Raw genomic sequence first — 21,115 nt, forward strand, 5'->3', positions numbered from 1 at the left:
AGCATCACTGAGTACCAACTCGGCCTTCGGCCGTCCACGACCTGCCACCACCGCAGTCTACATTTAGAAAACGGATTTCAGGCGCAGGACACTAGCAGGACCGCGCCGTTTTCAACGAGTGCGCCTGTGACGACGACATGCATGACGGGATTAGAGCACAGGGATAGGACAAGCTCGCTCCAGCCAAAGGGGACACCCAGACGTTTGGATCTGCCGCGATCCGATCGCTACGGGGCGTGGCAGCCCATCGCCGGCGGTTCGGCCATGCCGCGAGCGTCGACGAAGGTCAGGTCTACTGATCTGCCGCTGACAACGTTCGAGCCGCTCGCTGCCGTCGACGCACTGTGAACGGCGGGGATGTCGTGGGTGGTGCAGCAGCGCTGGTGGTGGCTCGTGTCCGGGCTGCCCCGGGTCGGCGGCGGCCCGCCGACCCAGGGCCACCGGTCAGCGGCGGCCGGTGGCCAGGGCGACGAGGTACTGTCCGCCGCCCGCGTCGACGCTTGCGGTCACCGGCAGTCCGGGCACCAGCCGGGAGAACCGGTCGACCAGCCAGTCCGCCGCCTCCTGAGCGTCCTTCTTGCTCGGACAGCGGGCGACCAACTCGCGACCACCCTTGCGTTCGAGTCGCTCGGCGACGGCGATCAGCGGCGCGGGCTCCACCACGTGCAGACGGTCCGGCCAGGCGATGACCACCTTGACCGCGCCCTTGCGGGTGTTGCAGGCACGGTGCGCGAGTCGCTCGGCGACCTTGGCCTTCTTGTCGGCGGTGCGGCTGTCGACGCTGGGACCACGCGGGTCGTTCACCGACATGTCGGCGTCGACCGGCTCGTCGCACACCCAGCATCGCCAACTGTCACGCCTCGCGACGTCATCGAGGAGACTCATCCGAGCAAACTAGCCTGTCGGCTCCCGGCCAACGACAGCCCCGGCCGCGGCGAGCGCCACCAGTCCGATAAAGGGGCACCGGGTACCGTCATCGGTGAGATCGGCTGAGGTTGAGCTTGGGGCATCATCGGAAGGGCGCCGTTGCGTTATCGGATCGGCGGACGTGTTGAACCCCCGGGTTGGTCTGCGGTCAGATCGCTTGGGCGAGTTCGGTGAACGCAGCGGCGACCCGCGTTGTCGGCGGGGTGTCGATGGCGAGTTCGTAGTGGCCTCGGCGGAGGTTCTGCATGAATGCGTGCCCGGCGATGATCACCTGCGCTGTCTTGTCCGTCCGTAGCCCGCGCATCGGTCTCAACCGGTGTTTCAACTGGCTGTGATCGGCTTCGATCGGATTGTTCGCGTACTTCTCGACGTGGTGCCACGCGGACGGGACCAGGTCGTCGAGCACGCCGGGGTAGACCGGCGCGGCGTCGGTGACGACCTCCGCGGGTGCCGCCTTCACCGTCGACAGCGCTCGTCGGAAGAACCGCCGGGCCGCGTCGGCGTCGCGGCGGGCCGAGACCAGCACGTCGATGACCTGTCCGTACTGATCGACCGCCCGGTACACGTACCGCCACACCGCTCACCTTGACGTACGTCTCATCAACGAACCACCTGTCGCCTGGTGAGTGCCGGCAGAATCGGGCGGCGTCGGCCAGCAGCGGCGTGAACCGCTGCACCCACCGGTAGACGGTGACGTGATCGACCTCGACGCCACGTTCGACCAGCAGTTCCTCGACGTCGCGATACGAGAGGTTGAACCGCAGATACCAGCGGACCGCGACCACGATCACCTCCGGCGGGAAGCGGAACCCGGCGAACGCCGACCTCGGAGGCAGCCACGAGACAGGTCCGGTCGACGCCTTCACTGCTCAAGCTTGCCTCGATCCTGGCAACGCTCAACGCAACGGAGCCCCCGACGTTATGCGCGGCCAGCTCGACCGCCTGCAAACCGTCGTCGGCGTACCGAACATCCGCTTTGGCATTTTGCCCCTCGGCGTCCAGCTCGCCATCACACCGCAGAACTCCTTCCAGATGTACGACGACATCGCCATCGTGTAAACCTTCGTCGGCGAAACCACCCACCGCGACGACGAAGCCGCCGCATACGCCAAGGCCATCGAACGACTTTGGAACGAAGCCGTCACCGGCGAAGACGTCCGAAGGCTCATCGTCCGCGCGTCCCACGATCTTCCGAGCTAGGCGCTCGCCGGCCGGCGGCAGGTTGTCGGTCCGGGCTAGCCACCCACCCCGTGGCTTTACCCCGGCATCCGCTGGGGCCAACTGGTGGCTATCCCGGCGGCCGGCGGTTCAGGTCGGCGCAGTCGTCCTCGTCGGGCAACAGCGGCCGGATGAGGACGACGACGCCGCCGGACCGCTTCTCCCCGCTCAGCCACTGAGTGCCCAGGAGGGTGCCGCGGCCGAGTGCCTCGATGCCCGGCACCGCCGCGCCGCTGCGGGTCGTGCACTCGCCGAGGTCGGTCCGCACGCCGGCCAGGAGATCGCCGTCCGCCCACTGCCGCTCGGGGATCCGGCTGATGCCCCCAACGAACCAGCCGCCGGTCGCAAGCACGGCGACCCGATCCGGCTGGTAATCGGTGGTCGGATCTGTGGGGACGGCGAGCTGCTGTACGGTGCGGCGGAACTCGGCGATCCGACGGCGCGCCCCGATCTCGAACCTTCGCCCGAGGGAGACCACGGTGGTGGTGTGCAGGTGCTCGGCCGATCGCAGCTCGGCGACCAGCAGTGTCCCGTCGGTGGTCTTCTCCGGATCGGGAAGATGTCGGGAGCGGGCGAGCCCGGCGGCGTGCGCCAAGCGGTAGATCTGCCGGTACCGATCCGGGCTGAGGGTGAGCTTGCGGGCCCGGTGCAGCGAGCCGTCCCAGCCGTTCCCGACGATCACCCGGCCGCCGCCATACAGGCTGAACTCCGGCAGTTCCGCCAGCTCTGGCGGCCCGCTCATACTCCGCCATACGTGTAGCTGGAGCACCAGCGTGTTTGGATCGGACGGCGGTTCGGGGGCGTCCAGTCCGGTGAAATTCGGTGTCGAGCCGGTCAGCACGCCGGCCGAGATAATCGCCACGACGACGGAGAAGAGACCGGACAGCCGGGCCAGTGATCGCACCCGGATGTGACGCCGGCCCACCGGCGCCGGTTCCATGATCTCGTCCCGCCAAGTTTGTTGCGCTGACCGGGTTGAACCCCGCCGTGAAGAGCATCAGCCGGGACACGACAACCAGGACTGCGTTGCGTTTGCCGAATTGACCTCTTTAAGGATCAAGGCGGCCCGCAAGCAGGCCGCGCCGGCCCGGCCCTGGCCTGCTGGCGACCTCCGGCCGGCATCGGCCGGGCCGGCCGGCCACACTGACGGACGACCAGACCCCGAAGACCTCGGGGCTCTGCACGTGACGCGACCGGCCCGCGTGCCGGCCAGGCCGACACCGGCGCGTTTCGCTGGCAGGGTGGATCGGAGGCGGCGGGACCCGAATCGACGAGCCGCACGCTGATACAGCCCTTACCCGCGGTGAGGCGGATTGCCTTCCTGGGCTGGCCAGCGGTGCGCTGTCATGCCGATGAGCGTGCATCCGATCGCAGGTCTGAGCTGCACTTGTCGGCGTACGGGTCAACGTGCCCAACCGGGTACGGGCTGAACGTGCACAGGTCCATAGCGGCGTTCAACGATAGATCCCGGCGCGGCCGGTACCTGCGCCGTCGATCCGGCAATCGCCTACTACGCGTATCCGAGTCGGGCGATACTGTGACCACTGAGGGTGATCGAACTGGTGCCCAGCCGCCGCGCGCATCGCGGCAGATCCGGACGACGGTTCAGCCGACGATTCGCCCGATCCGCCCCGTACGACGCGCGAACGGTGCCACGATGCCGGCAGGGCGTTGCCGGCGGTGGCCGCCCCCAGTCGAGAGGGGTCGACGTGAGCACCGTCCCGCCGGGCACGCCCTGCTGGGTCGACCTGGCCACCCCGGATCTCGCCGACGCGCGGCGCTTCTATCCGGAGCTGTTCGGCTGGACCGGGCGGATCACGCCGGAGCCCGAGGCGGGCGGCTACACCGTCTTCCTCCTCGAGGGCAGGGCGGTGGCCGGGGCCGGCCCGCCGGCCATCCCGGGCCAGGTGCCGATCAGGTCGATGTACGTCGCGACCGACGACGCAGACCTGGTGGCCGGCCGGGTCGAGCGGGCCGGCGGACAGGTGGTGGTGCCCCCGTTCGAGGTCTTCGACCGGGGGCGGATGGCGGTCTTCGCCGACCCGGCCGGCGCGACGCGGACGCGGCGGCCGCCCGCGCCGGCGAGCTGGGTGGCACCATCCTGGTCCCGCCTCGGGACATCCCGGCCGGCCGCTACGCCGGCCTCCGCGACCCGCAGGACGCCCTCTTCAACGTCAGCGCCCTCGCCCGCACCGGTGCCGGCTGACGGCCGTCGGCTGTCGGGCCCGCCCGCCGCCATCCCGCCGAGAGTTGCCCGAGCAGAGGAAGCGAAGCCGAAGCCATGACAGATATTCCACCGGGGGCACCCGCCTGGGTCGACCTGGTCACCACCGACCTCCCCGGCGCGGCGCGCTTCTACGCGCCCTTGTTCGGCTGGGCCGTCGCCGAGGCGGACCGGCAACCCGCGGCTGACGGTCACCTCGTCTTCCACCAGCAGGGCAAACCGGTGGCCGGTGCGGGGCTGGGGGCCGGCCCGCAACGGCCGCCTGCCTGGATGCCCTACCTGGCGACCGACGACGCCGAGGGGGCCTGCCAGCGGGTGACCGCCGCCGGCGGCCGGATCCTGACCGAGCCCTTCGACGTCCCCGGCTCCCGGCGGACGGCGCTCTTCGCCGACCCGGCCGGGGCGCCGTTCGGGGTGTGGCAGTCGCTCGGCGTGCCGGGGGCCGAGGTGTTCGACGTACCCGGCTCGCTGACCTGGCCCGAGCTGACCACGCGGGAGTCGGACCGGGCTAAGGAGTTCTACGGGTCGGTGTTCGGCTGGGCGGCGGACGACCAACCGATGGGCCCGATCACCTACACCACCTGGCAGCTGGACGGTCGTCCCGTCGCCGGGATGATGCCCATGATCGGCGAAGACTGGGGTGACCTCCCGTCCCACTGGATGGTCTACTTCGCGGTCACCGACACCGACAGGGTCGTCGCCGAGGCGCTAGGGATGGGCGCGACGCTCGCCGTCCAGCCGACGGACCTGACGCGGGGCCGGTTCGCGGTGCTCACCGATCCACAGGGGGCGTTCTTCTCGATCCTCGGGACTACTCCGCCCTGACCGTACGGGGATCCGGCCGCACCGGCACCACCAGCGGCCCGTGCTCGCCGTCGACGACGCGGACGCTGGCCCGGTAGTGGGTGGCGAGCAGCTGCACGGTGAGCACCTCGCTTGAACGACACCGCTGACCCGATCGAGGACTACCTCGCAGCGCTGCGGCTGCTCGATGGCGTGGCGGGCGACGTCGATGTCCTTGTCCCCGGCCACGGGTCAGTCGGCGGAGCTGATCAGGTACACGCACGGATCGACCAGGATCGGGCGTACGTGCACGCCTTGCGTGACGCCCATGTTCCCAGCGACCCGCGGGTCGGCCCATCGGCCAAGCCCGGCTGGGAGTGGGTGAGCGATGTGCACAACGGGCAAGCCCAGCGCCTCGCCGGAAGAAGCGAGCGCGACGGGACGCCCGGCTAGCGATCCGCTTGCGGGACTGGCCTGCACGTCCGTCCTGCCAACTTCTTGACTCAAGACACGAGCTTGATCGGTTGTTCACCGTGCCGACGCAGTGCGTCGACCGCGGCGGTGAACGCGAGCGACGGGATGCCGAGCTGCCGGGTACGTCTTTCTCGAGCCGCTGGCGCCGCCTGAACCCAGGGCGGCAGGCACTGCTGGTCCTGGCTCACTTGAGAAACGGCGACACCTACACCCGGCTGGCCGCCGGGTTCGGCATTGGTCTGGCCACCGTCTACCGGTACATTCGCGAAGCTGTTGAGCTACTCGCCACTCATGCACTCGGCCTGCGGCAGGTCATCGCGGCCGCAGCCCGGTTCTGGTACCTCATCCTCGACGGCACCCTGATCCGCATCGACCGGGTAGCCGGCCCACTACTCGGGCAAACACAAGCGCCACGGCGGCAACCTGCAGATCCTCGCCGACCCGCGGGGCCGGCAGCTGTGCGCCTCGCCCGCGTTACCCGGCTCCGCCCACGAGACCTGACCGCAGCCCGCCACCACAGCGTCATCGACGCCCTCGTCGACGCCGACGCGTGGGCCTACGCGGACCTTGCCTACCAAGGCGCCGGCCCGAACGTCACCGTGCCGTTCCGGCGCCGACCCCGCCGGCCATCTCGAAACCAGCGAGCGGTCAATCGAAGCCGGGCCCGCAACCGAGCACCTGGCGAACGCGCAGTCGCCACGCTCAAGACCTGGAAACTGCTGGCCAAGCTGCGCTGTTGCCCACAACGCGCAACCGCAATCATCGCCGCCATCCGTCTCCTTCAGACCATCGAAGAGCAGCGCGTGAGGTTGGAAAAGACTCACTGTCGACCGGCCCTTGGCGAGTGGACACCGGGATTCGACCCACACCTACGCTCAGATTAGTGCGCTTGCCGAACGTGCTCAAAAACGGCGCCGCGGGTGAAGTCCGCTTGATGGGTGCAAGGTTGCGATTCCGTGTAGAGATTGTGGTCTAATCGCGCGGTGCCGGTGCCAACAACTGATCATGGCCGTCGATGACGGCAGGATGTAGGTGTGAAATGGATTGGCTCGAGGATCAGATCGAGGCGGCACGCCGCAGTGGTGCCTCCTCGTTGGATCTGTCTGGGCGCTCGTTGGGAACCCTGCCGCAGTCATTGCGTAGCTTGACCGCCCTCACCCGGCTGGTCTTGGTCGGCAATCAGCTGTCAGCGCTACCGGAGTGGCTGGGTGAGCTGACCGCCCTCACCGAGCTGGGCCTGGGCGGTAACAAGCTGTTGGTGCTGCCGGAGTCGTTGGGCAACCTGACCGCCCTGACCTGGCTAGGCCTTTCCGTTAACCGGCTGTCGGTGCTGCCGGATTCACTGGGTAACCTGACCTCGCTCACCTGGCTGGACCTGGCCGACAACCAGCTGTCGGTGCTGCCGGAATGGCTGGGTAACCTGGCCGCACTGACCCGGCTGGATCTAACCGGCAACCAGCTCACCGTACTGCCGGAATCACTGGGTAATCTGACCGCCCTCACCCAGTTGTACCTGACCGATAACCAGCTCACCGCGCTGCCGGAATCACTGGGTACCGTGGCCGCACTCACTCGGCTCGATCTGGCCGACAACCAGCTCACCGTACTGCCGGAATGGTTGCGCAACCCCACGGCTCGCGAGCAATCGGTGAACGCATCCGTGCAAGCGTGGGTCGATGACACCTGCACCACCGTGGCCGGCGCCGCCGACCTCGACGCCATCCTTGACCGGGTACCGTCCAGCGGCCTGTCGTTGATCGGCGAGGACGGCGTCCGGTCCTTGCACATCACCCTTGCTGGGAGCCAATCCGGGCTGGTATGGGAGGACGAGGACGAGCTGATGCTCAGTTGGGGACCGGTACCGCCTGGCGCCCCACCCGGCATGACAGCCGGCGACGCCGAATACGCGTTCTCCGACCCCTGGTTCACCGCCGAAGGCGCCGAACCCTTCGAAATCACCGAAGGACAGGCCCGCCAAGCAGGCCACGAATTTCTGCGCACCGGCCGTCGGCCCACCAGCGTCCAATGGGTCGACAAGCCATAGTAGGGCCGGGCGTGGTAACCCGACATCGACCAGCCCAGCGACCACATCATCGCACCAGCTGGCAGTGTCAACGGCCGCATACCGGGGCGTGGTTGGCAGAGGACCGTAGGCCCGGCGATGGTCCCCGAACCTCGCGACGAGTCGGAACGCGACATCCGGATCCGCCGCTGGTCGTGCGCAACGGGATTCCGGGACCGTCGTCGCTGACCGCGTCGGCCTGCCTTGGTGCCGAACCTCCAAGATGGCCCGGTCTGACACCCTCACCGCTGTGACGACCTTCGAGTTCCGGGTTGCCGACGTCTTCGACATTCGGGGACGTCGCGGTCCGCTCGTGGTCGGCACGGTGCTGCGGGGCAGCGCCCGCCCGGGTACAACCCTCCGCGACGTCGCGCCCGGGCACTCATTCGGCCTGCTGGGCATCGACCTGCACCGCAGCGAAGCGCAGCGACCGGTCGAGCGGCAAGAGCCACCACTGTGGTGCCTACCATCGGGTGATGACCGTCACGCCAGGCCCGTCCGCGTCGCTCCCACCCGGTCACGCTGGCGGCCCGCGCCCCGCCGAGCCGCCGGGGCGGTCCAGCCCCCGGCCGGCCCGTCGGCGACGTCGACTTGTCCAGCGGGCCCTCGTCGTCGGGGCCGGGCTTGTGCTGCTCTTCGCCGCCCCGGCGCTCTGGGTCCGGGCGAACTCCGCCGGCCATCTGCACACGAACGATGATGCGCCCGAGTCGCCGGTCGTGATCGTGTTCGGCGCGCAACTGGCACCGGGAGGCACCCAGCCCATGCCGTTCCTGAAGGGGCGGCTGGACGTGGCGACCCAACTGGTCAAGGACGGCAAGGCCCGCGCCGTGCTCGTCTCCGGCGACCGCGACGGTACCTCCGGCGACGAGATCGCCGTGATGACGGCGTACCTCGTCGCCGCCGGCGTGCCCGCCGAGCACATCGTCGGTGACCCGTACGGTCTTGACAGCTACGACACCTGCAAGCGCGCCCATGACGTGTACGGCGTACGCCGGGCGCTGCTCGTCAGCCAGTCACTGCACCTGCCCCGCGCTGTGGCGCTGTGCCGGCGCCTCGGCATCGACGCGAGCGGAGTCGCCGCCCGCTGTGACGGCTGCCGGACAGTGACTCTGGCGAAGAACACCGCACGCGAGGTACCGGCGGCGTGGAAGGTGGCCTACGACCTGGTGACCGCACGCCCGCCCGCGGTGTCCTCAGCTCCCGATCCGGCGCTCCAGCAAGCCCTCGACGAGTAGACAGCGGCGTATCGGGACCGAGCCGGACTGGCTCCCTTCTGGGCGCGCAGTCAAGAAGTCCAAGTCAGCTGACATGTGGCCGGACCTGCGGGGATGCTGCCGGATTGGTTCGGACGCAACCGGGCGCGCCCAAGCCCTGGGCCGCACGGGCGGCCTCGGCAACCGACGCTGGCGAGGTAGGCGCTGCGGGCCACGGGCCCGACCTGCAAGTTCGAGGCGAAGGCCGCCCGGTTTCGGGTGCCAGAACGGGCCATACGGGGGGAAGAAGGCGAATCTTTCCCGCAACTAGACTCCCGTGAGTGGACGAAACCGTCGTCATTCCCGCCGTACCCGAGCCACCCCCGGTCTTCGTCGACCCGAGCGGGCGGCGGCGGCGGTGGCTGCGCCGCCTCGCATACGGCTTCGGCGCGCTCGGTGTCGGCTACACGCTGATGGTGGGGGTGAGCTTCGCCGGCGGTCCGGCGCGTCCCGAGACCATCGTGCCGTTCGTCGAACCCACCGCGAGCCCGACCTGGCAGCCGCCCCCCACCCTCTCGCCCGACCAATCGCCCACCGCCGGTGCCTCCGCCAGGCCTTCGGCCCGGCCCACCTCGCTCCGTACCGGCAGGCCAACGGCCGGCACCGGCACAACACCCCGTAGCTCCGCGGCGGCCAAGCCGAGCGCGCCCCGGCCCTCCGCCTCGGCCACCCCCACGTCGCCGAAGCCCAAGCCGGACAAGCCGGGGCCCGAATCGCCAGGCCCGACCGGGCCGGGCCCTGCCGGTGAGTAACCGCCGTGGCGTGCGGCTGGACGCTCAGCCCCGGCACGCCCGCCGGGCGTACCGGCGCATCGTGCCGCGTCCCAGTTGGACGGTGTTCGCGATGGTGTTCGTGCTGCTCGGGGGGGTGCTCTTCGTCGAGGCGTACGCCAACGCCGCCTTCGTGCCCGATCACAAGGCCACCCCGGGAGGCCAGGACGGGGTGCCCACCGAGGTACGGACCGGCGGTCCCATCCTCAACGTCGGCGCCGACGGGCGTACCCAGTCGCACCGCCTGCCGCCCCGTACCCTGGCGCTGACCTTCGACGACGGGCCGGATCCACGCTGGACGCCGGAGGTGCTCCGGGTGCTGGCCCGGCACCAGGTGAAGGGAACCTTCTTCGTCCTGGGCGCCCAGGTTGTCCGGCATCCCGAGCTGGCCAGGGAGATGGTGGCGGCCGGACACGAGCTCGGCGTGCACACGTTCACCCACGCCAACCTTGCCGACCTCCCCGCCTGGCAACGTCAGCTGGAGTACGAGCAGACCCAGATGGCGATCGCCAGCGCCACCGGGGTCCGGACCTCCCTGCTGCGCTTCCCGTACTCGTCCCGGGCGGACGCCTATACGGGCGGGGACTGGCCGCTGCTGCGGCAGGCCGGTGAGCTGGGCTACCTTACGGTGGTCAACGACGTCGACAGTCGGGACTGGGCGAAACCCGGCATCGAGACGATGATCGCGAACGCCACGCCGTCGGGCTACGCGGGAGCCATCTCGCTGTGGCACGACGCCGGTGGTGACCGGTCGGGTACCGTCGCCGCCCTTGACCGGTACATCCCGCTGATGAAGGCGCGCGGTTACCGCTTCACCACAGTGACCGAGGGGCTGAACCTCGCGCTGGCCGAGGCGGGCGTTGCGGTGGCGGGGCACACCCCGGTCAAGCCTGGCGAGCGGTGGCGCGGTGACGTGCTGGCGCTGGCGGTGCGCGGTGCCGATGCCATGTTCAGCGTCTTCGGTGTGCTCTTCGTGATCGTCGGGGTGCTCACCCTCGGGCGTACCGTCCTGCTGTTCCTGCTCGCCCTGCGGCACGCAAGCCGGCGCCGGCGTCACGACTGGTCGTGGGGTCCGCCGGTGACCGAACCGGTCTCGGTGGTCGTCCCGGCGTACAACGAGAAGGAGGGCATCGCCGCGGCGGTGCGGTCCCTGGCGGGCGGTGACCACCCCGGCGGGATCGAGGTCGTCGTGGTCGACGACGGATCCACCGACGGCACCGCCGACATCGCCGAGGCCCTCCGGCTGCCGAACGTACGGGTGGTGCGCAAGCCAAACGGGGGTAAGCCGAGCGCGTTGAACACCGGCGTCGCGTTGGCCCGGTTCAACCTGATAGTCATGGTGGACGGGGACACCATCTTCGAGCGCGACTCGGTCCGGCGACTGGTCCAACCGTTCGCCGATCCTCGCGTGGGTGCCGTGGCCGGCAACGTCAAGGTGGGCAACCGCGGCAGCCTGATCGCCAAGTGGCAGCACATCGAGTACGTCATCGGGTTCAACCTGGATCGACGCCTGTACGAGACGCTGCGGTGCATGCCCACCGTCCCGGGCGCGATCGGCGCGTTCCGCCGGCAGGCGCTCAATCAGGTAGGAGGGATGACCGACGAGACGCTGGCCGAGGACACCGACATCACCATGGCGCTGGGCCGGGCCGGCTGGCACGTGGTGTACGAGGAGACGGCCCGCGCGTGGACCGAGGCGCCGGCCACCCTCGGACAACTGTGGAAGCAGCGGTACCGCTGGAGCTACGGCACCATCCAGGCGATGTGGAAACACCGGCGTTCGGTCTTCGACCGGGGCGCCTCGGGCCGGTTCAGCCGGCGCTGCCTGGCCTTTCTGGCGCTGTACGGGGTGCTGCTGCCGCTCGGCGCGCCGGTGATCGACCTGCTCGCCGTGTACGGCCTGCTCTTCCTCGACCGGACGGAGACCGTGCTGGCCTGGCTGGCGATGCTTGGCCTGCAGTTCGTCACCGCGATCACGGCGTTCCGGCTGGACCGGGAGAAGCTCGGAGTGCTCTGGGCGCTTCCGCTGCAGCAGTTCGCCTACCGGCAGCTGATGTACCTGGTGCTGCTCCAGTCGGTGGTCACCGCGTTGACCGGCGGCCGGCTGGGCTGGCAGAAGCTGCGCCGGACCGGGCTCGCGCCGCCGGTAAACGGCCGAGCCTAGCTGGGGCCTGTCTCGAAGTGGGTTCCGTGTCTGGCCTGGGCTGATGATGTTGCGGCGCGTCCCGGGTCAGCCGGCCGCTGGGCGGGCGAGCGCGAGGGCATACTCCGGCCACCAGACCCCGCGCTCGGGTTCGCCGGGGCGGCAGGCGCCGTCGGACTCGCCCGGGTACTTGACCCAGAGCAGCGCGTCGACCCGGTCGAGGCCGGGGGCGTCGGTGGGTTCCTCGCCGAGCGCCCGGCCCGGCGGGTTGCACCAGCTCGGTGCGCCGTCCACGGTGCCGCCGGCGGCCGGGCCGTTGCCGTTGCGGCTCGTGTCGATGACGAACCGGACATCGCCGCCGAGGGCGTCGGACAACCGGTGGCCGTAGCGGACGTTGTCCTGCGTACGGATGAAGTTGGCGACGTTGAGCGCGAAGCCGTCGGCGTCCCTGACGCCGGCCTGGCGCAGGGCCGTGGCCAGCAACGCGGTGTCGCTGATCCACCCGGGGTGCCCGGCGTCCAGGTAGACCCGGGCCGCGCCGGTGCTCTTGAGAACGGCGACCGCGTCGCGCAGCAGCAGGAGCCGTTCCTTGAGGTTGCGGACGCACCGATCCACGGCGTCCGGGACCGCGCCGGGTTCGAGGACCACGCTGACCGGCCTGCCCTTGATCCCGCCGGCCAGCTCCCGGATCCAGCGCTGGTACTCCTGGCCGGTCGCGGCTCCCCCGGAGCCCTGCCGGCCGCAGTCCCGGTCCGGCACGTTATGGATGACCAGGATCGGTGTCTGGCCCGCGATCGTCGCCTGGGTCAGGTAGGCGTCAACCTCCTCGCGAACCGGGGCATCGCCGCTGACCAGCCACTTCGCGCTCGGGCGGGTGCTGATCCGGCGGAGCGTCTCCGCGTCGGCGGCCCGGCCGGCATGCTCCCATCGGTCCACCTCCTGAGCGGCCTCGCTGTCCGGGTCCACGTAGAAGACCGGTGGCGGCGGGGGCGGCGAGAACGGCGCGGAGTTGTCGGCACCACGTTCCGGAGCGCCACCGCCGCAACTCGCCAGCAACGCGGTCAGTACGAACCCGGCCGGCACGAGGGCCCAGCGGGGTTGCCCGGTGCGGTAGACGGTGCGAACCACGGCGGTCAGGCTACCGGTGTCCGCCGCGGCGGCTGGTACGGCAGCCGCCGTTCGGGATCTTCGGTTGAGTGGTCCGTCTGGTCGCCTTAGCGGTCGCGGTGCGGTAGGGAACCTCGCGCCATGTTCCGGGCAGCGTGGTGATGGTCGATCGCGAGACGGACCACCATAGGGAGGGATCCTGCTGTGGGTCAATTGTCAGATCCGTACGCGATTCTTGCCGAGCGGTATCGGGCGGAAAGGGCCGCCCTGGAGCAACTGAAGGTATCGCCGCGCAGCCGCTTCCCACGCGTGTGCTACTGGATCACGGCCGTTTCAAGCTCACGACACAGTCATGATCCTGAAACGGCCGTGGACGGCGCAGAGACGATCCCGGCGGCCCAGACGCGGCCCCAGCCTGACATTTGGCGCTGAATTGTCACCGGCCTTCGCCTGGACCCAGCCCTCGGTGACTCGCACCGGAGCCAGCGGCGGCTTTTAGCTTCCTGGGCGGGTCCTACCGGATGCCCCCCGGCGACCCAGGCTCGTCGAGACCCCAGAAATCCTCATCGTCAGCCGACCATGCGTCGGCGGCCTGCTCCCGCCGCATCCGAGAGCCGCTGAGGACGATTGCTACCTCCGCCTTGACGCCTTCTTCGGAGACTGCGGTCGAAGGGATCCGTACTCGGGCCTTGATGTTGTCGCCCGACAGTCTGATCAACCAACCATCCTGCCCGCGCCAGCATTCGACATGCAGGACGGCGTCATCCGGCAAGTCGCTGATGCCGGCGTCGGCGGCCCGCCTCGACAGGGCGTCACGGGCAATACGAGACGCGGCCTCTCTCTCTAGGACGAGGGGGCGCTTCTTCCGGCCTAGGAGACGCCGCATTGTTGTCTTGAGCGCGTCGTAGAAAGCATTGCCCACCACACCGGTTCCGAGTGCCCCTCCGATCCAGATGGCTGCTGTCTTGACCACCTCGAAGTCGACCGAGCCGGCCCCTGCCCATCCGCCACCGCCTGCGGTAGCCGGGGGTTGGGCTTCAATTCGAGGAGGGGCTGGGCCCACAAACACCTCGCCGTCGTCGCGAGCTTGGGCGCTTCGGTGCCCCGGGGCGAGAAGTTCCTGCGGAGGGCTGGGGAGAGGGGCCGGGAGCGGTTCAGAGACCTGGTGTCCTGGACGGTCACTGGCGGTAGAACCCAAATCCGGATCACCCGGCGATGAAGGGACGCCGCTGCTCATAGCTGAAGGCTGCTGCCGGCTCAGCCGCTCAACGTACTGTGCACGCTTGACGTCAACGTCGTACTCGCAGTCGAGCTTGATCAACCGTTCCCAGTACGGCATGACAGCCTGCTTTACGCCGTCGTCGAGCTCCACCCAGACGTACGGCTGGCAGGTCACCCGCCCGCCCCCGCGCTCGTACAACCACGGCCCTGTCTCGGTGATGGCTCGCTGCAACTCCACCTCCAGCTATCTCGCCAGGTGGGCGACGACGTTGCGGGCCCGGGCGGGGCGGCGAGGCGCAGGCTTCCGCTTGCTCGACCTGGGGCCCCACGCCACGAACCTGGAGCACTCCGACCACTTGCGTCGGCAAATGCGTCTGGGCGGCCTGGTCACGACGAAACGCGAACACGACCGCGCCGGCCAACGTCGCGGCCGACCGTCGACGCGACATCGCCAGGACGTGGCGGGCCCGCTACAGCCATGGCACCAGTGTGGTGGGGTGCTGGACCGCCTCGACCGGGCCGGGCTCGGCTGACTACCCGGCTGCACCGCGTGACATGATCGGACCTCATGCGGCGCTTCCGATCCTGGGACGGTACGGAACTGGCCTACCGGTGCGTCGGCTCGGGTCCGCCGCTCGTCTGCGTCCCGGGCGGCCCCGGCCAGGCCGTCGAATACCTGGGTGAGCTGGGTGGCCTGAGCGCGACCAGGACGTTGGTGCTGCTCGACAACCGGGGCACGGGCGCGTCCGACGTTCCCGGCGATCCGGCGAGCTACCGGGTCGACCGGCTGGTGGACGACGTCGAGGCGCTGCGCCGGCACCTGGAACTCGACCGGATGAACCTGCTCGGGCATTCGGCCAGCGGCGGGATCTGCCTGCTCTACGCCGACCGGCACCCGCAACGGTTGCACCGCCTCGTCCTGGTGGCGCCCTCGCTGCGCGTGGCGGGCATCCAGTCGGACCTCGGTGTGGCCGACGTGCTCGAGCGGCGGTCCCACGAACCCTGGTACGCCGAGGCGGTGGCCGCCCTGCACGCCGACGCCGCCGACCCGGAGGAGCAGCAGCGGTACCGCTGGCTGGCCGCCCCCCTGCTGTACGGCCGGTGGGACGATGCGGCCCGAGCGCAGGCGTCCGCCGAGCCGGCGCAGTTCTCCGCGCCCGCCACGGACGGTTTCTACGCCGGCTTCACCCCGGATCCGGCGCTGCCCGCCCGGCTGGCCACCCTGCCGGTCCCGACCCTGCTGGTGGCCGGGGAGCACGACATCTGGCCGACCGCCACGGCCGTGCGTGAGCTGGCCCGCCTGTTCGCCCACGCCGAGGTGCTGGTGCAGCCGGCAGCGGGGCACTTCCCCTGGGTCGACGACCCGGCCGCCTTCGCGAGTGCCGTGGCGCGATTCCTACGAGCCGTCCACTGATCCGCAGATGAGGTGAGGTGGCCCAGCAGCGCGCGGTCAACGCCGCCGCCGTACCCGGCCAAACGGAAGATCGGCGGGAGCTGCGGCCAGCGCGCCTCCCAGGAGTCCCGCAGCGTCCGGCCGCCGGCCTGTGGCCAGAAGCGGATCTCGCGCTTCGGCACGTCCTGCCGCCCCGACGCCACCACCTCGCGCAGCGTCCGCACGTACAGGTCGTCGGTGGGGGCGTCCGGGTCGGCGTCGAAGACCGCGACCAGGTCGTCGTCGAGCCAGTGCCAGCCGTGCGCCTCGCGCCAGACCGCCAGGTTGGGGTGCGGCACTGCGGTGCACGCCTCGGCCGGCGCCAGCAGGGCGATCGCCTCGCCCAACTGTTCCCGGGTGACCCGGACCGAGCCGGTGCCACCGTGCCAGCCGACCACCGTGGCCAGCACGGCGGCGGGGAGCACGTTCCCCGCGCCGTTGACCCGGAGGAAGCAGATGTCCTCCGGCGAACTCGGGTAGGCCAGGTCGGCAGAGGGGAAGCCGATGCCGTGCAGCACCGGCCGGCGCCAGTGCAGCTCACGTTCGAACCGCTCCCGCGCCGCGCCGATCTCCTCCAGCGTCGACCAGCCCCGCGTCACGGCCGGATCATGGCAGACCCGGCCGTGACGGCGCGTCCGCGATACCGCGTCACATCCGCTCGACGGTCCGGATGCCGAGCAGGTGCAGCCCCTGCCGCAGCGTCCGGGCGGTGAGGTCGGCGAGCACCAGCCGGCTCTCCCGCAGTTCCCCGTCGGCCCGCAGCACCGGGCAGCGCTCGTAGAACGCGCTGAACGTGCTGGCCAGCCGGTGCAGGTAGGCGGCGAGGTGGTGGAACTCCAGGGTCCGCTCCACCTCGGCGACCACCCCGGCGAAGCCGAGCAGTTCGAACGCCAGCGCCCGCTCCGCCGGTTCGGCGAGCAGGATCTCCGCGTCCGGCCGCGCGTCCGTCCCGGCCCGCCGGAACACCGACCGGATCCGCGAGTACGCGTACTGCAGGTAGGGCGCGGTGTTGCCGTCCAGGGAGAGCATCCGCTCCCAGTCGAGCACGTAGTCCCGGGCCCGGTCGGTGGCCAGGTCGGCGTACTTGATCGCGCCGATGCCGACGGCCCGGCCGATCTCGGCGGCGGCCTCGGCGTCCAGCTCGGGGTTCTTGGCCCGGGCCAGCTCGGTGGCCCGGGCGACCGCCTCTTCGAGCAGCCCGACCAGTTTCAGCGAGCCGCCGGCCCGGCTGCGCAGCATCCGCCCGTCGGAGCCGAGGATGGAGCCGAAGCCGAGGTGCTGGGCCCGGATCGGCGGGCGCAGCCACCCGGCCGCCTCGGCGACCGCGAAGACCATCGCGAAGTGCTGCCGCTGCGGCAGGCCGACGACGTAGAGCAGCCGGGTCGCGCCGAGGTCGGCGGTGCGGTGCCGCAGCGCCGCCAGGTCGGTGGCCGGGTAGCCGTAACCGCCGTCGCCCTTGCGCACGATCAGCGGCAGCGGCTCGCCGTCCCGACCGGTGAACCCGGGCGGGAAGACACAGTCCGCGCCGTCGCTGCCGCGCAGCAGCCCGAGCCGGTCCAGCTCGTCGACGACGCCAGCGAGGCGGTCGTTGTAGGCGCTCTCGCCCCGGAAGTCGTCCCTGGTCAGCGTCACGTCGAGCAGCGCGTAGACGGTCAGGAAGTACCGTTCGGACTGCTCCACCAGCAGCCGCCACAGCCGCCGCGTCCGCTCGTCGCCGCCCTGCAACGCGACCACCCGCTGCCGGGACCGCTCCCGGAACGCCTCGTCGGCGTCGAACTTCACCCGGGCCGCCTTGTAGAACGAGTCGAGGTCGCCCATCGACAGCTCCTGCGCCGCCCCGGTCTCGCCGAGGTCGACCAGGTGCTCGATCAGCATCCCGAACGGGGTGCCCCAGTCGCCCAGGTGGTTGACCCGCACCACCCGGTGCCCGAGCCAGTCCAGCAGCCGGACCGCCGCGTCGCCGATGACCGTGGAGCGCAGGTGCCCCACGTGCATCTCCTTGGCCACGTTCGGCGCGGAGTAGTCGACCACCACGGTCTCCGGCGCGGGCGTCACCGGCACGCCGAGCCGGTCGTCGCCGGCCAGCCCGGAGACCAGCGCGGCGAGCGTCCGGTCGGCCACGGTCAGGTTGAGGAAGCCGGGCCCGGAGACCTCCGCGACCGCGCAGACGTCGTCCAGTTCCGCGCGGTCCAGCACCGCCGCGGCGATGTCGCGCGGCGGGCGTCCGAGCCGCCGGGCCAGCGCCAGCGCCGCGTCGGACTGGAAGTCCGCGCGCGGCGAGCGCCGCACCAGGGGGTCGACCGGGCCGCCGGCCACGGTCGCGAACGCCGGTGCCAGCCGGTCGGTGAGCAGCCTTTCAAGATCCATGGGTACGCCGATCTCGCTCGGATCCGCGCGGTCACGCGGATCTGGAGGACTGGAGGAGAGTGCGGGCGGACCGAGGACGATCGGCGATGACCGGCGGCTCGATCCGCCGGTCGCAGGGAAGGGGTCAGCGCGGGCGGGCGACGGATCGCCGGCGTCGCTCCGCACCGACCTGGACGTCGTACGACGATCCGGTGGTGTGGGCGGGCGCGCTGGTCATGTCGGAGAGCGTAGCGGGCCGGCCGGGGACGCGTGCACCCCGTTCCCCGGCCGGCCCGGTGGCCGTACCGTCGTCGTCAGGCCGAGGTGGCGGCGGCCTTGCGGGCCCGTTCGGCCCGGCGCCGCACCTGCTGGTACGCCCCGGTGAGGCCCATCGCCCGGCGGACCTCGACCACGGTCCGGCGAACCTGCTCGCGGGTCCGTTCGGTGCCGTCCACGATCAGCTGGTCGACCAGGCCCGCGTCGGCCTCGATCCGGGCCCGGCGCTCCCGGATCGGGTCGAGGAACCGGTTCAGCGCCACCGCCAGGGCCTCCTTGACCTCGACGTCGCCGATCCGGCCGGCCCGGTAGCGCTCCTTGTAGTCCGCCACCTGGGCGCGGTCCGGGTTGAACACGTCGTGGTACGCGAAGACCGGGTTGCCCTCGACGGTGCCCGGCACGTCGGCGCGGACCCGGTTCGGGTCGGTGTACATGGCCATCACCTTGCGGTGCACGGTCGCCGGGTCGTCGCCGAGCGCGATGGCGTTGCCCCGGCTCTTGCTCATCTTCCCCTGGCCGTCGGTGCCGACCAGGGTGGGCGTCGCCGCGGCGATCATCTCGGGTACCGGGAAGACCTCCCCGTACAGGTGGTTGAAGCGGCGGGCGATCTCCCGGGTCACCTCGACGTGCGCCGCGTTGTCCTTGCCGACCGGCACCACCTGCGCCTTGACGCAGAGGATGTCCGCGGCCTGGAGGACGGGATAGCCGAGCAGCCCGTACGGGATCTCCGCCCGGCCGGCGTCCTTGGCCATCTCCCGCACCGACGGCACCCGTTCCAGGCGCGGCACGGTGACCAGGTTCTGGAACAGCGTGTTCAGGTCGCCGACCTCGGGGATCGCGGACTGGAGGTAGAACGTCGCCCGGGCCGGGTCGATCCCGCAGGCCAGGACGTCGGTGACCATCGCCCGGGCGTTGCGGGACACCTGGGCGATGTCCTCGCGGGTGTGGCGGGTGGTCAGCATGTGCAGGTCGGCGATGATGAAGTAGCTCTCGTGACGCTGGTGCAGCGCCACCCGGTTGGCGATGCTGCCGACGTAGTGGCCGAGGTGCAGCCGCCCGGTGGGGCGGTCCCCGGTGAGCATCCGTGAAACGGACATGGTGGTACGCCTTTCGTGCCGAGGAATCGGTGACGGACGCGCGTGCGCGCGATCGACCCGGGGCGTGGTCGCCAGGGGTCGGTGGGGTCGGCTCGTCAGAGCACGGACCGCCATCGCGCGCCGGCGCGGAACCGCAACCCACCGGCACGGAGTACGTCGAGGATCCACTCCCGGCCGTCGCCGGGGCTGGTCGGGAAGGATGGCAGGAGGTCACGGCGGAGACCGTCGACGGCCTCCGGCGCGAGGATGACCGGCCGGACCATGCGTCCACGGTAACCCGTGAGGTCCGGCCGGCCAGGTCAGCCCGTGCGGTAGCTCTCCTCGTAGTAGTTGCCACCTGCCCTCGGTAGTCCGGCTCGCCGAAGGCGTCCAGGTCCCCCGGCCGGCGGGCGGCTGACCTGCGGGTACCGGCCGACCGGGCACCGCCCGCTGGCATACTGGCCAGCCATGGTGCTGTCGCGCGGCTGGTCGGTGTTCCTCGTCGCTGTCGGGGTGTGGACCTGGGTGATCTGGCCGAGGTTCGCGGTCGCCATCTGGAACGACCCGCGCGCCTGGTCGACCGGCACGGTCGGCGACGGCGCCCCGACCGGTTTCCTCTGGGTGCACGCCCTGCTGATCGCCGCGTCGCTGGCGATCGGGACCGTCGTCGGTGTGCTCGGCGTACGCGGCTGGCTCGCCGCCCGCCGGCGGTCCGCCTGATCCGCCGGTCATCCCATCCGGGCCGGGTCCTGTCCGGCGGCTCTTCAGCCCCCGCTCGCGGCCGTCGCGTCGGTGCGCTCGTCCCGCCCGCCGCCGCCCGCAATTGCTGCTCCGATTTCTCGGCGTGGACTTGAGCAGTGCCAGGCGGCGCGTTCGCCACGACGGCCATCAGGAACGCGCGCGAGCGAGGGCGGGCAGCCAGGCGGCGCGTTCGTCGTGGCCGAACCGGGCGAACTCGATCGGTGGGCGGTCGAGCAGGTCCGGCACGTCGGTGGTGAGTCCGGCCGCCAGCCTCACAGCCGGCATCCTGCCCCGTCCCGCCGGAAGCCGGATCTCGTCCCGATCGCGAATGTCGGCGGCGTGCGTGGTGGAGAGGTTCTGCATGAGGAACGCGGCGCGCACGAACGTCCAGTCCTCCAACCCGGAGGCGCGCAGCCACTTCTCCAGGCTGTGGTGCGGGTTGCCTGGGCTGGTGAACCGGCGCGTTACCGCCTCCGTTGCCGGGGCCTTCGTTCCCAGCTGACGCCGGCCGTGGAACCGGACAGGCCGGTGACCTGCGGGGATAGTCCGCCGAAGATGGTGTGACGGGGGACGCTACCCCTGGATTTGACGATCAAACCCGCAGACGCGTAACTTTCTCTCTGCCAGCGCGGAACGGGGCAAACGGGTCGAAAGCCCCGGCACCGAGCCGAACTGGCGCCGGGTCGAAACGGGACTGAGCTCCCGAACGACACGGTCCGGGCGGGGCTCGACGAAACGCCGCGAGGCGGATTTGAACGAGCGGAACCGACCGGGTAAGGTTGTCGACCGGCAGGGCACCGGGCGAGCGTGCGGGAAACCGCAGCGGCCGGCCTGCCAAATCCGATGATCAAGCGCAGCGGCTGACCGCTGGGCGGGGTCACGGCGCCAACCCGTACGAAGCGTGATAGACCGGGATACATCGGTTGACACGGGGAAGACGGTGAGGTAACGTAGTAAAAGTGCCCGCCGCGAGAGCGGCGGACGCGGACGATTGAAATGCCCCGGGTCGGGGGTCCTCGTGTGAGGGTTTCCGGGCGGTGTGTGGTTGTTCTTTGAGAACTC

Annotated in this window: 17 protein-coding genes and 3 pseudogenes; 11 read left to right on the forward strand and 9 right to left on the reverse strand. The window is 70.6% G+C overall.

Translation table 11 applies throughout. The features are described from left to right. Positions 1-444: 444 nt before the first annotated feature. Complete coding sequence (locus AB0I41_RS31870; protein ID WP_117667822.1) at positions 445-885, reverse strand: hypothetical protein; 441 nt, start codon at positions 883-885, stop codon at positions 445-447. 190 nt (positions 886-1,075) lie between these two features. Further along, a pseudogene (locus AB0I41_RS31875) lies at positions 1,076-1,763 on the reverse strand (IS6 family transposase). Between AB0I41_RS31875 and AB0I41_RS31880 the strand changes: the two are divergent. Further along, on the forward strand, positions 1,681-1,986 hold the full coding sequence (locus tag AB0I41_RS31880; RefSeq protein WP_357114452.1) for a Scr1 family TA system antitoxin-like transcriptional regulator: 306 nt from the start codon (positions 1,681-1,683) through the stop codon (positions 1,984-1,986). The pseudogene AB0I41_RS31875 and the gene AB0I41_RS31880 overlap by 83 nt on opposite strands. Before the next feature lie 229 nt (positions 1,987-2,215). Here the strand turns inward: AB0I41_RS31880 and AB0I41_RS31885 are convergent, their stop codons facing one another. Continuing rightward, positions 2,216-3,085 carry a hypothetical protein gene (locus AB0I41_RS31885; RefSeq protein ID WP_357114454.1) on the reverse strand — a complete coding sequence of 290 codons (870 nt, stop codon included), beginning with the start codon at positions 3,083-3,085 and terminating at the stop codon, positions 2,216-2,218. A 769-nt stretch (positions 3,086-3,854) separates the two neighbouring features. On the opposite strand from AB0I41_RS31885, the pseudogene AB0I41_RS31890 reads away from it, so the two are divergent. The 8 genes and pseudogenes from AB0I41_RS31890 to AB0I41_RS31925 all read left to right on the forward strand — a co-directional run bounded on the left by AB0I41_RS31890 (position 3,855) and on the right by AB0I41_RS31925 (position 11,875). Continuing rightward, a pseudogene (locus AB0I41_RS31890) lies at positions 3,855-4,351 on the forward strand (VOC family protein). Between the two features lie 75 nt (positions 4,352-4,426). Next, positions 4,427-5,194: a VOC family protein gene (locus AB0I41_RS31895; RefSeq protein ID WP_357114456.1), complete on the forward strand. Its 768-nt coding sequence runs from the start codon at positions 4,427-4,429 to the stop codon at positions 5,192-5,194. A 111-nt stretch (positions 5,195-5,305) separates the two neighbouring features. Continuing rightward, a complete protein-coding gene (locus AB0I41_RS31900; RefSeq protein WP_357114483.1) occupies positions 5,306-5,605 on the forward strand; it encodes a hypothetical protein in 300 nt (99 codons plus the stop codon). A gap of 155 nt (positions 5,606-5,760) precedes the next feature. Then, positions 5,761-6,429, forward strand: a pseudogene (locus tag AB0I41_RS31905) (transposase family protein); the annotation flags it as partial. Positions 6,430-6,665: 236 nt separating this feature from the next. Further along, positions 6,666-7,670, forward strand: a complete 1,005-nt coding sequence (locus AB0I41_RS31910) for an Imm1 family immunity protein (RefSeq protein ID WP_357114458.1) — start codon at positions 6,666-6,668, stop codon at positions 7,668-7,670. A 494-nt stretch (positions 7,671-8,164) separates the two neighbouring features. Beyond that, a complete protein-coding gene (locus AB0I41_RS31915) occupies positions 8,165-8,923 on the forward strand; it encodes an ElyC/SanA/YdcF family protein (protein ID WP_357114460.1) in 759 nt (252 codons plus the stop codon). A gap of 299 nt (positions 8,924-9,222) precedes the next feature. Continuing rightward, a complete protein-coding gene (locus tag AB0I41_RS31920; RefSeq protein WP_357114463.1) occupies positions 9,223-9,693 on the forward strand; it encodes a hypothetical protein in 471 nt (156 codons plus the stop codon). Between the two features lie 91 nt (positions 9,694-9,784). Then, positions 9,785-11,875 carry a glycosyltransferase gene (locus AB0I41_RS31925; RefSeq protein ID WP_357114481.1) on the forward strand — a complete coding sequence of 697 codons (2,091 nt, stop codon included), beginning with the start codon at positions 9,785-9,787 and terminating at the stop codon, positions 11,873-11,875. Between the two features lie 66 nt (positions 11,876-11,941). Here AB0I41_RS31925 and AB0I41_RS31930 read toward each other — a convergent pair whose 3' ends face one another. Both AB0I41_RS31930 and AB0I41_RS31935 read right to left on the reverse strand, forming a co-directional pair. Next, positions 11,942-12,982, reverse strand: a complete 1,041-nt coding sequence (locus AB0I41_RS31930) for a glycoside hydrolase family 6 protein (protein ID WP_357114465.1) — start codon at positions 12,980-12,982, stop codon at positions 11,942-11,944. 493 nt (positions 12,983-13,475) lie between these two features. Then, entirely contained in the window at positions 13,476-14,420 is a 945-nt protein-coding gene (locus AB0I41_RS31935; protein ID WP_357114467.1) for a hypothetical protein, read from the reverse strand. 330 nt (positions 14,421-14,750) lie between these two features. Here AB0I41_RS31935 and AB0I41_RS31940 point away from each other — a divergent pair, with 330 nt between their 5' ends. Then, the gene (locus AB0I41_RS31940) at positions 14,751-15,596 is read left to right on the forward strand and encodes an alpha/beta hydrolase (RefSeq protein WP_357114469.1); all 846 of its coding nucleotides are present in this window, start codon (positions 14,751-14,753) and stop codon (positions 15,594-15,596) included. A gap of 666 nt (positions 15,597-16,262) precedes the next feature. Here the strand turns inward: AB0I41_RS31940 and argS are convergent. The 3 genes from argS to AB0I41_RS31955 form a co-directional block, all read right to left on the reverse strand. Beyond that, positions 16,263-17,981 carry an arginine--tRNA ligase gene (gene argS / locus AB0I41_RS31945; RefSeq protein ID WP_357114471.1) on the reverse strand — a complete coding sequence of 573 codons (1,719 nt, stop codon included), beginning with the start codon at positions 17,979-17,981 and terminating at the stop codon, positions 16,263-16,265. Between the two features lie 293 nt (positions 17,982-18,274). Next, positions 18,275-19,333 (reverse strand): tryptophan--tRNA ligase, encoded by a 1,059-nt coding sequence (gene trpS, locus AB0I41_RS31950; RefSeq protein ID WP_357114473.1) that lies wholly within the window; start codon positions 19,331-19,333, stop codon positions 18,275-18,277. Positions 19,334-19,428: 95 nt separating this feature from the next. Then, positions 19,429-19,596 carry a hypothetical protein gene (locus tag AB0I41_RS31955; RefSeq protein WP_357114475.1) on the reverse strand — a complete coding sequence of 56 codons (168 nt, stop codon included), beginning with the start codon at positions 19,594-19,596 and terminating at the stop codon, positions 19,429-19,431. 184 nt (positions 19,597-19,780) lie between these two features. On the opposite strand from AB0I41_RS31955, the gene AB0I41_RS31960 reads away from it, so the two are divergent. Further along, positions 19,781-20,032 (forward strand): hypothetical protein, encoded by a 252-nt coding sequence (locus AB0I41_RS31960; RefSeq protein WP_357114477.1) that lies wholly within the window; start codon positions 19,781-19,783, stop codon positions 20,030-20,032. Between the two features lie 168 nt (positions 20,033-20,200). Here AB0I41_RS31960 and AB0I41_RS31965 read toward each other — a convergent pair whose 3' ends face one another. Further along, positions 20,201-20,434: a hypothetical protein gene (locus AB0I41_RS31965; RefSeq protein WP_357114479.1), complete on the reverse strand. Its 234-nt coding sequence runs from the start codon at positions 20,432-20,434 to the stop codon at positions 20,201-20,203. Between the last annotated feature and the right edge of the window lie 681 nt (positions 20,435-21,115).

It is taken from the genome of Micromonospora sp. NPDC050200 (genome assembly GCF_040656135.1).
Classification (GTDB): domain Bacteria; phylum Actinomycetota; class Actinomycetes; order Mycobacteriales; family Micromonosporaceae; genus Micromonospora.